We start from the raw sequence: 14,095 nt of genomic DNA on the forward strand, positions 1-14,095 counted from the left end.
TGTCGCCGAGCGTCACGTCGACCGCTTGGCCGATCTGACCCGCTTCGCGTCACGACATGGGCGGACGCGGTGAAGCCAGTGGACAGCGGCCGACGCGGGCCTAGTCCGGATAGCCAGAATGGCTGCCATCCGGTCGCGAACCCTTGTCGACGCGCCCGCTTCATCGCTACTGTATTGCTTTCCTCTCGACGCTCGCGGCCGCCATCCTCAAGCCAAAGGCGAAGGACCCCACGCCTATGCATCCGTCACGCCCATTTTCCATCGCGCCGTCTTCTCGCGAGAGAGCGGCACCGCCCGAGGTCGCGCAGACAACGATGCCCCGTTCACCGCCTACGCGCGTGCCACCCGAAGCCGCCATCGATGCACTCAGCGACATGCTGCACGTCGAACCGGCCGCGCTGAAAGCGGTCTGGCAAGTGGAATCGGCCGGCGCGTCTTTTCAGCACGATGGCAAGCCGTCGATCCTCTTCGAGCGACACATCTTCTGGCGTCGGCTCGTGGTACACAAGATCGATCCGCGCTCGCACGCACTGCGTGAGCCGACGCTCCTTTCAACGACGCCCGGCGGCTATGGCACTTCCGCCAGCCAGCATGAACGGCTGCGTCGCGCCGAGCGCATTCACCAAGCCGCGGCGCGCGAGTCGGCAAGTTGGGGCGCGTTTCAGATCATGGGCTTTCATTGGCGCGCGCTCCGCTACGCGAGCATCGATGCCTTCGTCGAAGCGATGTTTCGCGATGAGGCGGCGCATTTCGACGCACTGGGCCGCTTTCTCCGTCTCGATCCGCGCGTGCTTCGCGCATTACGCACGCGGGACTGGGCCGCATTCGCTCGTGCCTATAACGGCCCGGCTTATCGAAAAAACCGCTACGACGAAAAATTGGCAAGCGCCTATCGCGCCTTCACGCGGCACGACGCCCAAGCAGCGAGTTGAAGTATTGCGACAGCACGGCCGTGACCATCGCGTCGTCGACGCTCTCGGGGTCCGCAAGGTGCGTGAAATGAATGCCTTCGCACATGGCGATCAGGCCGATCGCCAATTGCTCGGCAGGTAGTACCGCGACCGGTGCCGCGCCGTGGGGATGCGTCAAACCATCCGATGCGGTATCGCTCATCCGTCCCGATGGATGAATTCCCACGCGCTGCCGGTACGCATCGACGAAGCCGGCAATCAGGCCATGGCCCTCGGCTGTCAGATCACGTAACTTGTCGCGAAACGCCAGATCGCGGATGGCGAGCAGCTTGGCTTCCATCCCCGCCAAAAAACAAATGCGATTCCGATGCAGATTGCGATAGTACGCGAGCACGGCCTGCTCGAGGTCCGACGGCGCGAGATCGGCGCTGAACACCTCCCCCAAGTCGTCGATCAATCGACGCTGCTCCAGCGCCAGAAGCGCTAGCAGCAGCGCCGCCTTGTCCTCGAAATTCGAATAGAACGCGCCCCGGCTATAGCCGGCCTCCGCCACCACATCCTCGACCGAGGCCGACGCAAGTCCCTGGCGCTCGATCAGCACCCCGGCAGCCGCCAATAGCCGCTCCCGCGTCACCGCGCGACTTTCTTCCCGGCTCAATCTGGGATTGGGTTTTTTGTTCATGACGCAATCATATCGCGGAATGAACTTCAAGACACATCATACTCAAATACACATTGTATTTGAATGTCGTTCCGTATTAGTATTGAAAGGCACCGCCGTCAGCCCTGGAGATCGATGTGCCGTCCGTCCGAAGCAAACCTTACCACCGTCCGCCTGAAATCAGGCGTTCCCGGATCCATCGGCGGATGTCCGCGCTGCTGCCTGGCGTGTTGGTATTGGCTGCCGCGGGCGGCATGACGGGATGCGAGAAAGCAGCGCCGCCCGCCGTCGTAGCGCCTACCGTGATCACCGCGATCGCAATCGATACCAGCGCCGCGCGTCCGGAAAGCGGCGGCGGAGGCGCGAGCGACGCGGCGGGACCGGCTCGCGTCACCGACCAGGCGTTTTCCGGCGCGGTGGCGGCGCGTACCGATACGGAGTTGTCGTTCCGCGTCGCCGGCCTGATGACGTCGCGCCCATTCCAAGCGGGACAACGGGTCGCACGCGGTGCCGTGCTGGCGCGGCTCGACGATGCCGACGCGCGGGCACAGTCCGATGCCGCGGACACGGCGGCGCGCACTGCCGCGGACAATCTGCGCATTGCGACCATTCAACGCGATCGCGATCAAAAACAGGCCGATGCCGGGCTGATCTCGGCCGCCGATCGCGAGCGCAGCCAACAGCAATTCTTGTCCGCGACCGGCGATAACGCGCGCGCTCAGCAACAACGCACATCGGCGCGAAACCAACTGCGGTACCAACAGATCATCGCCGAACAAGACGGCGTCATCACCGACGTTCGGGCGGAACCGGGTCAAACCGTCGCGGCGGGACAGGCCATCTACGGCTTCGCCATCGATGGACCGCGCGACTTCATCGCTCAGGTTGCCGACACGACCGTCGCGTCATTGAAAGTCGGCATGCCGGCGACCGTTGTATTGAACGCGCTTCCCGGACGTCGCTTGCCGGTGCATGTTCGGGAAATCGCCGCCGCCGCGAATCCGCGTAGCCAGACGTACGGGATCAAACTCGCTTTCGACCGCGTCGATCCCGCCGTATTGCTCGGCATGAGCGGCACGGCGTTGTTGGCCACGTCGGCTCAGGCATCGGGCGATGGCGGCCCACGCGAAGCGCGTATCGCGGTGCCGGCAACGGCGTTGTTCCATCAGCGGCAATCGCCCGCCGTCTGGGTCGTGGATCCGACCGCCCACACCGTTACGCTTCGTCCGGTCGATGTCGCGCAATACGGTGCACACGATGTGACGCTACGCGGCGGACTGCGTGCCGGTGAGCAGGTGGTGGCGCGCGGCGTCACCGTGCTTTCGCCAGGGATGACGGTGACGCCGCATATCGACGATGGCCGAGCCGTACTGTCGGTGCCGATCGCGCCGGCATCGGCGGCCGAAACCGCGTCCGCCCCCACGGCGACGTCCGCGTCCGCCCCGGCCTCGGGTGCAGCACGATGAAACCAAGCGATCGCGGCAATCTGTCCGCATGGACCTTGCGGCACCAGTCCTTTGTCATCTTCGTATTGGTCCTGGTCTCGCTGTTCGGCGTACTGTCGTATTCTCGGCTGTCGCAATCCGAGGATCCCCCGTTCACGTTCAAGACGATGGTGGTACGCACCCTGTGGCCAGGTGCGAGCGCCGAACAAGTGCAGTCGCTGGTCACCGACAAGATCGGCCGCACGCTGCAACAGACGCCGAATGTGGACTTTCTGCGCGCCTATTCCCGGCCGGGCGAATCCACGCTGTTTTTCACGATCCTCGACAGTGCGCCGTCGAGCGCCGTACCGGACACCTGGTATCAAGTGCGCAAGCGAGTGGGCGATATGGCCTATACCTTGCCGGATGGCGTGCAGGGTCCCTTCTTCAACGACGAGTTCGGGGATGTCTACACGAACGTCTACGCCTTGCGCGGCGACGGCTTCTCGCCGGACGAACTGCGTGCCTATGCGGACGCGTTGCGCGCGCAGTTGCTGCATGTGCCGGGGGTCGCGAAGGTCGATTATTTCGGCGATCAAAATCCCGAAATCGATATCGAGATCGACAACGCCCGGCTCGCGCAGTTAGGCCTCGCCCCAAGCGATATCGCCGCGGCCATCCGTGCGCAGAATGCCGTCAGTGCCGCCGGCACGATCGATACCGCGCAGGATCGGATCACCATCCGACCCTCGGGACAGTTCGGACCGTACGCCCCGCCGGGCGCCCCGTCACCCGCCCATCAGCCGTATGACCCGGATGCGACGGCACGCGCCGCGCTCGCCAACGTGCTGCTGCGCGCCCCGGCGGCCAGCGCGACGCGCGCGGCGGGCAGCACGTCGGCCGGCGCGACGTTTCGCCTGGGCGACATCGCGACGATCCGCCGTGGCTATGCGGATCCGCCCGCGCAAACGATGCGCTTCGACGGCCATACGGTCCTGGGTCTCGGCATCACGATGGCCGCAAACGGCGACGTCATCGCGCTGGGCCATGCGCTCGATGCACGCGTGAAGACATTGCAATCGACGTTGCCGGTCGGTCTGTCGCTGCAGCCGGTGACCAACATGCCGCATGCGGTATCGGATTCGGTATCGGACTTCATCCACTCGGTAGCGGAAGCGGTCGTCATCGTGCTGGCCGTCAGCCTGGTCTCGCTGGGCTGGCGCACCGGCATGGTCGTCGTGATTTCGATTCCGTTGGTGCTTGCCGCCACCGCGCTCGGCATGTCGATGTTCGGCATCGGATTGCACAAGGTGTCGCTGGGCACGCTGGTGTTGGCATTGGGCCTGCTCGTGGACGACGCCATCATCGCCGTCGAGATGATGGCGGTGAAACTGGCGCAGGGGTGGGAGCGCGGCAAGGCCGCCGCCTTCGCCTATACCAGCACCGCGTTTCCGATGCTGACCGGGACGCTCGTTACCGTGGCCGGCTTCCTGCCAATCGCCTTAGCGCGATCCGGCACCGGCGAATACACGCGCTCGATTTTCGAAGTATCGGCGTTGGCCCTGCTGCTGTCCTGGCTGTCGGCGGTGATCGTCGTGCCCTTGCTCGGCTATCACCTGCTCAAGCCGAAAGCGACAACGCACGCTGGCGATGCCGCCGATGCACCCGTGCAAGACCCGCACGTCGATCACACCGCCCATGACGATCACGAGGGCGTCTACGACTCGCGCTTCTACCATCGCCTGCGGCACGTCATCGAATGGTGCATCACGCGTCGCTGGCGCGTGCTGGCGGCCACCGGACTCGTCTTCGTCTTGTCCCTGGCCGGCTTCGGTCTGGTATCGCAGCAGTTCTTTCCCAGTTCGAACCGGCCGGAACTGTTGATCGATCTTCGGCTTCCCGACAACGCATCGTACGACGCCACGCTGGTACAAGTGAAGCGCATGGAAGCGATCATTCGCGACCGCTCCGATATCGCTGCCCACATCGATAACAGCACCGCGTTTGTCGGCACGGGCGCGCCCCGCTTCTTCCTGTCGCTGGACCAGCAATTGGCGCAACCGAATTTCGCGCAGTTCCTCGTCACCGCGAAATCGGTCGCCGATCGGGAAGCGTTGGCGACCGCGCTGCGTCCCATTTTGCGCGACGATTTCGGCTTCCTGCGCACCCGTCTGACACGCCTCGAGAATGGACCGCCTACCGGCTATCCGGTGCAGTTCCGCATCAGCGGCGACGATATCGCCACCGTCCGACGCATTGCGGATCAAGTCGCCGCAAGCGTCCGCACCGATACCCGCACGCACGGGGTGCAGCTGGATTGGGACGAACCCGGCCGCCGCACGCTGACCTTCGACGTCGACCAGGCCAAAGCACGGGCGGCAGGCATCACATCGCAGGACATCGCGCAATTCCTGGCATTGACGGTGGACGGTTATCCGGTCACGCAATGGCGCGAGGACGACCGGCTTGTACCCATCGTTTTGCGTGGTCCGCGTCAGGAACGACGGGATCCGGCGCGACTCGCGCAACTGTCGATGCCGACACCGCAAGGACCAGTGCCGCTGAACGCGCTCGGCGCATTCGTGCCGGCGATGGATTACAGCGTGATCTGGACCCGGGATCGGCAACCGGTGATCACCGTGCAGGCCGACGTCTCGGATGGCGTGGCGGGCTTGGACGTGATGGCCGCGCTCGACAAACAACTGGCGCCCTTGCGCGCCGGCCTGCCGATCGGCTATGCGATCAAAGCGGGCGGCCCGATCGAGGAAAACGCGAAGGCCCAGCGCTCCATCGTCGTGCAATTGCCGCTGCTCGGGATCGTCGTTCTGGTGTTGCTGATGATGCAACTGCAGAGTTTCTCGCGGACCTTGCTGGTCGTGCTGACCGCACCGCTTGGCTTGATCGGCGTCGTGGCGGCGCTGCTGCTGTTCCATCAGCCGTTCGGCTTTGTCGCCATGCTGGGCGTGATCGCCATGTTCGGCATCATCATGCGTAACTCGGTGATTCTAGTCGATCAGATCGAGCGCGATATCGCCGCCGGACACCCGCGCCTGGATGCCATCGTCGACGCCACCGTGCGCCGCTTCCGGCCCATCGTGCTGACCGCCGCCGCGGCCGTTCTGGCGCTGATCCCGCTGCTGCGCAACGGTTTCTTCAGCCCGATGGCCACGGCCCTGATGGGCGGCATCACCGTCGCGACCTTATTGACCATTCTGTTCGTGCCGGCCTTGTATGCCGCATGGTTCCGCGTCAAGGCCGCCGAAACGCGGCCGCCACAAGGAAGTCAGTCATGATGCGCCCGCCCCTCTCCCCGCGCCATATGGCCGTCGCGGCAACGCATGGATCGTCCCGCCCCGTGCGCCTCGCGCGGCTGCTGACGACGGTCGCTGTTCTCTCGACGATGACGGCTTGCACCCACCTCGTGCCCGATGCCACGCCGCCTAGCGTGACGACGCGCGACGATGCCGGTATTTTTAGGACGACCCCGGACGGGATCGACGTACCGCAAAACAGCTCCGCGGCCGTCACGCCCGCGCCAACCAGTCTGGCGCCGTCTGATCTGGCGACGGCCGACGCATTGCCCTGGTGGCATCGTCTCGGCCAACCCGGTCTGGGTGCGACCGTGGACGCGGCCCTGGCGCAGAACCCCGGGCTGGCCGCCACCGAGAAGCAATTGGCGGCGGCGCGCCATGTCCTGCAAGCGTCGGTGAGCAATGCGATCTTGCCGTCGATCGATGTCGGCGCGTCCGCGGCACGCATTCGCGGGCCGGGCATTCCCGCCGTGTCGACCTCGCCCGATGGCAACGTGCAGTTGCGCAACACAGGCGCGACGCTCTACGACAACTGGTCGACCTTCGTCCGCGCCAGCTATGACGTGGATCTGTTCGGTGCAACGCGACTCGACAACGACACCCGGCGCAAGCAGGTCGATGCCGAAGCCGCACGCCTCGATGCGGCGCGACTCGCGCTGGCCTCCCGCGTCGCCGTGACGACGATCACCGTCTCGGCGCTGCAGGCGCAATGGGTCGATGCCGAACGCGCGGCCGCGCTCTCCGATGCGGACCTCGATACGTTGCAGCACCGCGCCGCATTGGGCGCGGTCGATGACGATCAGGTGCTGTCCACACGCGCGCAGGCCGCTTCGGCGCATGCCGCCGTGGCGGCGCTCGACACGCAACGCGCCACCGCCCGCCACGCACTTGCGGCCCTGCTGGGACGCACGCCCGATGCGGCCCCCCCCGCGGCGCCGTTCGATCCGCTGCGCACACCCGGCGCATCGAACGACGCAACGAGCGCCGATCGCGGCGCGATCTCGACCATTCCGACGGTCGTCCCTTCGGAACTGCTGGCGCAACGCCCCGATATCCGGGCAGCCACCGCCGCGCTGCAAGGCAGTGCCGCCGCCGTCGGTGTCGCACGCGCCGCGATGTTGCCCTCGCTGAAATTGACGGCAGGACTGGGACGCGGCGGTCTTCTGCAACCGGCCCTGCTGTCCGGACCGGCTTGGATATGGGCCGCCGCCGCTCAACTGACGGCGCCGATATTTCATGGAGGTGCTCTGCGCGAACAGGTCAAAGGCGCGCAGGCGACATTCGAGGCAAGCAAGGCGCAATATCGGCAGACGGTCCTTCAGGCCTTTCAGGAAGTGGCCGATCGTCTCGCGGCGCTGGACGCCGATCGAGCGCGCATCGCGGCACTGCAGACCCGCTGGGAAAGTACCCGACGCAGCACGGCGCGTCAGCGTGAACGGGCCGCGCTGGGCGCCGTTCCGGCAACGGCCGTGCGTGCCGCCGAGCAACAGGATCTGGCAGCGGCGCGCGATCTGATCGATGCCCGCGCCACGCAGTGGCAAGACCTCATCGGTTTGTACCAGGCCATCGGCGCGACGACACCGCCGCATCCCGCGCAAAACCCCGACACGGCGTCCTAGTCCCCTGGCGGCGTCCGTGCCTTCCCCGCGAGAGGGCGCGATGCATTCCGATATAATCGAGACGGTAAAGCAGGTCAGGCCGTATCGATTGATCGAGGTGTCATGTTCGCTCCTGTTGTCCCTGCCCGCACATTGACCGCCGATGTCGCGAGTCAGATCGAAGCGATGATTCGCGACGGCCGTTTGGCGGCCGGAGCGCGCCTGCCGCCGGAACATGAATTGATTGCCTCGCTGAGCGTCAGTCGCACGGTGTTGCGCGAGGCGGTTGCCGCGCTGCGCGCGCAAGGCATGTTGACGAGTCGACGGGGCGCAGGCGTCTTCGTTGCAGCGCTGCCCCCCACGCCCCCTTTTAGGCTGGCCGCGGAAGATCTCGCCGCATTGCCTCATGCGCTTGCGTTGCTGGAGTTCCGTGCAGGACTCGAAGTAGAGTGTGCCGGTCTGGCGGCGTTGCGCCGTTCGGATGCGCAAGCGGACGCCATCCGTGCCGCCCGCCTCGCAATGCGCGACGCAATGCAAAACGGCGCGTCGGGTGTGCAGGCCGATGCCGATTTTCATATGGCGATCGCGCGTGCATCGCAGAATCCGCACTATCCGCAGTTCCTGTCCTATCTCCGCACCGTGTCGACGATCCCGCGCGCCCATCTGCACGGGGCCGCGCGGACCGTGGATCATCCCGACCATCACGCGTCACTCGATACGCGTTATGCCCTCTTGCTGGACGAGGTCCACGCGCGGATCGAAGGGGCCATTACGGCACGGAATGCGGAAGCGGCACGCGAGGCCATGCGCCAGCATTTTCGCGTAGCGGCCGAACGCTATAGCAACAGCGCCGTCGACACCTGATTTCGGCGATCGTCCCAGATGGTATCCGCCAGCACGAACAAGCCGGCGTGGAATTCGGATGCCGCTTCCGGGGCCACGGCATCCATCGCGCGGGCCGCTTCCATGGCAGTGGCGATTACTTGCATCGCCGTATGCGGCTGTCGCAAGCCGGCGAGACGCGATACCTCTTGACGACACCATTGGTTCATTCGCGCGATCGTGCCGCGTGCTTCCTCGACAATCGGATCGAGCACGCGGGCCTGTTGCGAATCAGGCGTCGAACCGTCGTCGCGCGCGCGGGGCATCGCGGCGAGGCGCCCGCAAATCGTCTGCCATTCGGCCAAGCGATCCGCCGACGTCGTATCGCTCGCGCGCGCCGGTAACGTCGCGGACGCCGTGACCGCAGCGACGTGCGCTGCGGCATGAAGACTGTGCCGCGCCGCACCTTCGGATATCAGCGGCAACGCCGATTGCGGAACGAGTCTCAGGAAGGAGTGGGGTCGCCTGGCTTGCATCTCGGGATCCTGTCGCACGCATGGGGTCGATATCCCGCTCAGTCACCTCGCGCTTGAAAATGTTCCCCGTCGCCGCGCGGCGATGGCCCTTGCCTCACGCCATCACCACGCCGCTACGCCGCCCCTTACTGCGCGACGAGCACCACCTTGCCGATCATATCGCCGCGTTCGACCAACGCATGGGCCTGCTTCAGCGTGCTGGCGTCGATGCCGTCGATGCGTTGCGTCAAGGTGTGACGCAAGACACCGCGATCCACCAGCTGCGCGGCGCGGCGCAGCAGTGCGTGCTGGCGCTCGATCGTCTTCGTCGTATAGATCGGCCGCGTGTACATCAACTCCCAATGAATCGCGATCGACTTCGATTTGAACGGTCCGATATCGAGATTGACCGGGTCGTCGATCAGTGCGAACTGACCTTCCGGACAAAGCACTTCGGCGATCTGCGGGACATGGCGCGCACTCTCATTCAACCCAGCGACATGCGTCACGTGTTTGAAACCCAGTGCCGCGAGCTGCGGCGCCCATGGCTGATGATGATCGATCGTGTGATGCGCGCCGCGCCCCAGCACCCATTCCCGGCTTTGCGGACGCGATGCGGTGCCGATGACGGTCAAGCCGGTCAGGGCACGCGCCAACTGCGTCAGAATCGATCCCACCCCACCGGCAGCACCCACGACCAACAGCACGTTATCGTCGGTCGGATCGGCGCGCTGGACTTCCAGGCGGTCGAACAGCAGTTCCCAGGCGGTGATCGTGGTCAGCGGCAAGGAGGCCGCCTCGGCGAAATTCAGCGAGGTCGGCATCGGCCCGACGATACGCTCGTCCACCGCGTGCAAGGCCGAGTTGCTGCCAGGCCGGTTGATATCGCCGGCGTACCAGACCCGATCGCCGATCTTGAAACGGCTCGTGCGTGGTCCCACCGCCCGAACGATACCGGCGGCGTCCCAGCCCGGAATACGCGCCTGGCCCTCGGGCGGCGTGGAACCGCGACGGACCTTCGTATCGACCGGATTGACGGAGACCGCCTTGACCTCGACAAGTAGGTCATAATCGCGCAATTCGGGCGTGGGCAATTCCAGGTCCAACAGCGCATCGGCGCGATCGATCGACCCGGGTTGATAGAAACCGACTGCTTTCATCGTATGCTCCTGGTAAAGCCGCGGCTTGGCAATATCGGCCGCGACCGGTGTTCGATAAGCGGGAGGGTCGCACCGTCCGCAGTGCAACAACCTTTCGACTGTCGCCATGATGGCGCAGACCGACGCGCTGAGATACGGCCCCGACACGTAAACACTTTCCGCATTTTGCAGCAAATGATTCGACTCGACGACGTCGCCATCTTCGTGCAAACGGTAGACTCCGGCAGCTTTTCCCTCGCCGCACGGCAAATGCACATCTCACCGGGCTTGGCGAGCAGCGCCGTGCAGCGCCTCGAAAAAGCGCTGGGCGCCCGGCTGTTCGTCCGCTCGACGCGCACGATGCATCTGACCGACACCGGCACGCGCTATCTGCCGCATGCGCGAGCGATGCTGGCCGCGCTTGCCGCGGGCCAGCACGCGCTGCAGCGCGAAGGCGACGCCGTGGCGGGTCCGCTGCGCCTGTCCGCACCGTCCGACTTCGGCCGAAATCTGCTCGCGCCTTGGCTCGATGCTTTCCAGAAACAGCATCCGGCGGTGTCGATCGAACTGCGGCTCAGCGACCGTGCGGTCGATCTTTTCTCCCAGCCGCTGGACGCCGCCATCCGCTACGGCGCGCCCGCCGACTCCGGACTGGTGCTGATGCCGCTGGCACCGGACAACCGTCGCACGCTTTGTGCCGCGCCGTCCTATATTACGCGCCACGGTCGGCCGACCGAGCTCGACGACCTGACACGACACAATTGCCTGCGCTTCATCTGGGCCGATCAGGTGCATGAACGCTGGCGCTTTTTCCCGCCGTCGGAGCGTGCCGGCGAACGTGTCGTCGAGGTGCGGGGCGATCGGATATCCGACGATGGCGATGTGGCCCGTCGGTGGGCGATCGACGGTCACGGTATCGTCTACAAGTCGCGCATCGATGTCGTCGACGATCTGCGCGCCGGAAGACTGGTCGAATTGGTGCCGAGCGCGTGGTGCGAACCTGCGCCGCTGAACCTGCTCACCGCGCACCGCCCTGCCGCCGCCTCATCCGTGCAACAATTACGGGACTTTCTGCGGGCGCGCTGCCTCGAACATCTATCACGTATCTGACGCAATGCCTTCCACGCCCTCGCTGACATCCCTCAAGGTTTTCGAAGCCGTCACGCGCCACGGGTCGATCCGTCAGGCGGCACTCGAACTCGATCTGACACCGCAGGCTGTCAGCCATCGTATAAAAATCCTGGAGGAAACGCTGGGGCGCACGCTGTTCGAGCGCCACGTCAGCAGCGTCACGCCGACAACCGCGGCACGCGTGCTGCAGCAACACGTCGGCGCCGCGATGAAATGCATCGACGAAGGTCTGCTCGCGCTGGCGAGAATGGACAGCGCGCAGCGGCTTTCGATCCAGGTCAGCCCGTTTTTCGCTTCGCATTATCTGATGCCGGCGTTGAGCACGTTCACGCAGCGCTTCCCGGATCTGGACCTGCGCATCTCCACCGAGGTCGAAATGCGCGACATGAAGCGCGCCGAACTCGATGGCGTGATCATCTGGGGCTATGGCGATGTGGCGGCCACGGTCGCCCGGAGCGGCGGCGAGGCATTGACCGAAACGCACCTGGTCGACGATTTGAAAGTGATTGCCTATAGTCCGACGCTGGCCGCACGCAAACCGATCCGCACCGCATCCGATCTGCTGGAGCACACGCTGATTTCCCCGCTCGTCGACACGTCCCTCTGGCAACACGTGCTGTCCTTGATGAACCTGCACGACACGCCCGCGAAACATCTGCTGCAGATCCACACGCATAGCGCGATGCTCGACGCAACGGTGAGCGGTGCCGGCGTCGGCTTGCTTTCTTATCCGGATGCGCAAGACCTGGTCGAGCAAGGCGTCTTGCTGGCCCCCTTCGGGCTCGATTATCTGAAGCAATTGCCGGCCCATCAAATGCCGCGTTTCACGCTGGTGCAATTACGGGATACCTTGCAATCGGAAGTGATGCAGGCCTTCGTCGAATGGTTGCAGCAAGTCGTTAACCAGAACGTTGCCCGGCACACCGCTTGACGCGATACGCGCGAGGCACGACGCAAAACAAAAAGGCGCGGCCGTTTCCGGACCGCGCCTCGGCTGCTGGGTTCAGGCGCTCAACTCAGGCGCTAGATTCAGGCGCTAGGCTTACATGCTGTTGACCGCGTCGCCCGGCATCGGTTGGCCGGTCCGTTCGCTGCTCGCGAGCAAGGCCACCACCCCTGCCGCCGCACCGGCGATCAGATAGTAGGCGGGCACCATATGACTGCCGGTGACGTCGATCAACCAAGCATTGAGCATCGGCGCCGTTCCGGCGAATAAGGCCACGCAGACGTTATAGCTGATCGCCATGCCGGTGAACCGCACCTTCGTCGAAAACAGGGACGGCACCTTCGACAGCACGCAGGAAAGCAGACACGACAGACAGAGGTTCATCAGCACCAGCGACAGCATCTTCTGCGCGAACGAACCGTCGATCAGCATATGGAAACAGGGCACCGCCAGCGCGGCGATGCCGACACTGCCGATCAGCATCATCGTCCGGCGACCGATGCGGTCCGCCAGAAAGCCCAGCACCGGGATCGACACGATCAGCAAGGCCTGACCGAATAACGTCAATTGCAGGCTCTCGGTCGCGGTCAGCTTCAAGGTGCTGACGAGATAGGTGGGCACATAGGTGACGACGATGAAGAGCGTCACATTGGTGACGATGATCACGCCACCGGACTGCAGCAGTTCCGCCCAGTGCGAGGAAAACAGGCCGCGCCAATCGAACTTCTCGGCACGCGGCGCGCGCTCGGCGGCAAGCGCATTGCCAAGCGGGCGTTGCTCGGCGGCTTCGAAGGCCGGCGTCTCTTCCAGCTTGTAGCGGATATAGAGTCCGATCGCGCCCAAGGGCAGCGACAACAGGAATGGAATACGCCATGCCCAATCGAGCATCTGTGCCGGTGTGCAGACTGCCTTCAGAAAGGCCGTCAGCACCGCGCCGAACATGAAGCCGCACATGCAGCCGAATTCCAGCCAGCTCACCAGAAAGGTCCGGCGATGATCGGCCGCGTATTCGGCGACATAGATCGACGCGCCGCTCGCTTCACCGCCGGCAGACAGGCCCTGCAGCAAGCGCAGCAATACGAGGATGATTGGCGCCGCCACGCCGATCGAGGCAAAAGAGGGCACGATGCCGATCGCGAACGTCGCCAGCGCCATCAGGACCAAGGTGGTCGTCAGCACCCGCTTTCGGCCGAATTTGTCGCCGATCGGGCCGAACACGAAGCCACCGAACGGACGGGCGAAAAAAGCAATGCCGAAGGCCGCGAGCGAGGCGATCAACTGCGTCGAGGGCGCGCTCGCGGGAAAGAAAATCTGGCCCATGATGGCGGCCAGATAGCCATATACCGAGAACTCGAACCACTCGACGAAACTGCCGATGCCGGAGGCGATGATCACGCGTCGCAACTCGCGCGGACCGACACGACGTTGCGCACCGCGGACGTCCGCGGTGCGGCCGGTGGCGCCGGCTGCCTGGGCTATCACGCCTTTCGAGGACGCGTTGGCACCGTCGATATCGGTGCGAATGGGCGCATCGGAGACAGGGGGATTGCCGTGTTGCATGACGTGCTCCATGAAAGCTAGGCCGGATGGGGCGAAGCGGGCAAAGGTGCGCGTGGCCGTGCCCGGACGGCGGATCG

Annotated in this window: 11 protein-coding genes; 7 read left to right on the plus strand and 4 right to left on the minus strand. The window is 64.9% G+C overall.

What is annotated here, in order from left to right; genetic code table 11:
• Positions 1-314 precede the first annotated feature (314 nt).
• On the plus strand, positions 315-932 hold the full coding sequence (locus tag ABEG21_RS25180) for an N-acetylmuramidase family protein (protein WP_347558328.1): 618 nt from the start codon (positions 315-317) through the stop codon (positions 930-932).
• Here the strand turns inward: ABEG21_RS25180 and ABEG21_RS25185 are convergent.
• On the minus strand, positions 901-1,593 hold the full coding sequence (locus ABEG21_RS25185) for a TetR/AcrR family transcriptional regulator (protein ID WP_347558329.1): 693 nt from the start codon (positions 1,591-1,593) through the stop codon (positions 901-903). The genes ABEG21_RS25180 and ABEG21_RS25185 overlap by 32 nt on opposite strands.
• A 185-nt stretch (positions 1,594-1,778) precedes the next feature.
• Here ABEG21_RS25185 and ABEG21_RS25190 point away from each other — a divergent pair, with 185 nt between their 5' ends.
• The 4 genes from ABEG21_RS25190 (at position 1,779) to ABEG21_RS25205 (ending at position 8,769) form a co-directional block, all read left to right on the plus strand.
• A complete protein-coding gene (locus ABEG21_RS25190; RefSeq protein ID WP_347558330.1) occupies positions 1,779-3,038 on the plus strand; it encodes an efflux RND transporter periplasmic adaptor subunit in 1,260 nt (419 codons plus the stop codon).
• Positions 3,035-6,289: an efflux RND transporter permease subunit gene (locus ABEG21_RS25195; RefSeq protein ID WP_347558331.1), complete on the plus strand. Its 3,255-nt coding sequence runs from the start codon at positions 3,035-3,037 to the stop codon at positions 6,287-6,289. The genes ABEG21_RS25190 and ABEG21_RS25195 overlap by 4 nt, the downstream gene beginning before the upstream one ends.
• The gene (locus ABEG21_RS25200; RefSeq protein WP_347558332.1) at positions 6,286-7,926 is read left to right on the plus strand and encodes an efflux transporter outer membrane subunit; all 1,641 of its coding nucleotides are present in this window, start codon (positions 6,286-6,288) and stop codon (positions 7,924-7,926) included. Before ABEG21_RS25195 ends, ABEG21_RS25200 begins: the two co-directional genes overlap by 4 nt.
• 102 nt (positions 7,927-8,028) lie before the next feature.
• Positions 8,029-8,769 carry a GntR family transcriptional regulator gene (locus tag ABEG21_RS25205; protein ID WP_347558333.1) on the plus strand — a complete coding sequence of 247 codons (741 nt, stop codon included), beginning with the start codon at positions 8,029-8,031 and terminating at the stop codon, positions 8,767-8,769.
• Here the strand turns inward: ABEG21_RS25205 and ABEG21_RS25210 are convergent.
• Together ABEG21_RS25210 and ABEG21_RS25215 are read right to left on the minus strand one after the other, a co-directional pair.
• Complete coding sequence (locus ABEG21_RS25210) at positions 8,742-9,263, minus strand: hypothetical protein (protein WP_347558334.1); 522 nt, start codon at positions 9,261-9,263, stop codon at positions 8,742-8,744. The two genes, ABEG21_RS25205 and ABEG21_RS25210, sit on opposite strands and share 28 nt — an antisense overlap.
• 125 nt (positions 9,264-9,388) lie before the next feature.
• On the minus strand, positions 9,389-10,402 hold the full coding sequence (locus tag ABEG21_RS25215; RefSeq protein WP_347558335.1) for a zinc-binding alcohol dehydrogenase family protein: 1,014 nt from the start codon (positions 10,400-10,402) through the stop codon (positions 9,389-9,391).
• A 174-nt stretch (positions 10,403-10,576) separates the two neighbouring features.
• On the opposite strand from ABEG21_RS25215, the gene ABEG21_RS25220 reads away from it, so the two are divergent.
• A complete protein-coding gene (locus ABEG21_RS25220; RefSeq protein WP_347558336.1) occupies positions 10,577-11,491 on the plus strand; it encodes a LysR family transcriptional regulator in 915 nt (304 codons plus the stop codon).
• 4 nt (positions 11,492-11,495) lie between these two features.
• Positions 11,496-12,443, plus strand: a complete 948-nt coding sequence (locus ABEG21_RS25225; RefSeq protein ID WP_347558337.1) for a LysR substrate-binding domain-containing protein — start codon at positions 11,496-11,498, stop codon at positions 12,441-12,443.
• Between the two features lie 111 nt (positions 12,444-12,554).
• On the opposite strand, the gene ABEG21_RS25230 is transcribed toward ABEG21_RS25225, so the two are convergent.
• A complete protein-coding gene (locus ABEG21_RS25230; protein ID WP_347558338.1) occupies positions 12,555-14,018 on the minus strand; it encodes an MFS transporter in 1,464 nt (487 codons plus the stop codon).
• Positions 14,019-14,095 lie beyond the last annotated feature (77 nt).

Origin of the sequence: Robbsia sp. KACC 23696, assembly GCF_039852015.1 — a bacterium.
GTDB lineage: Bacteria > Pseudomonadota > Gammaproteobacteria > Burkholderiales > Burkholderiaceae > Robbsia.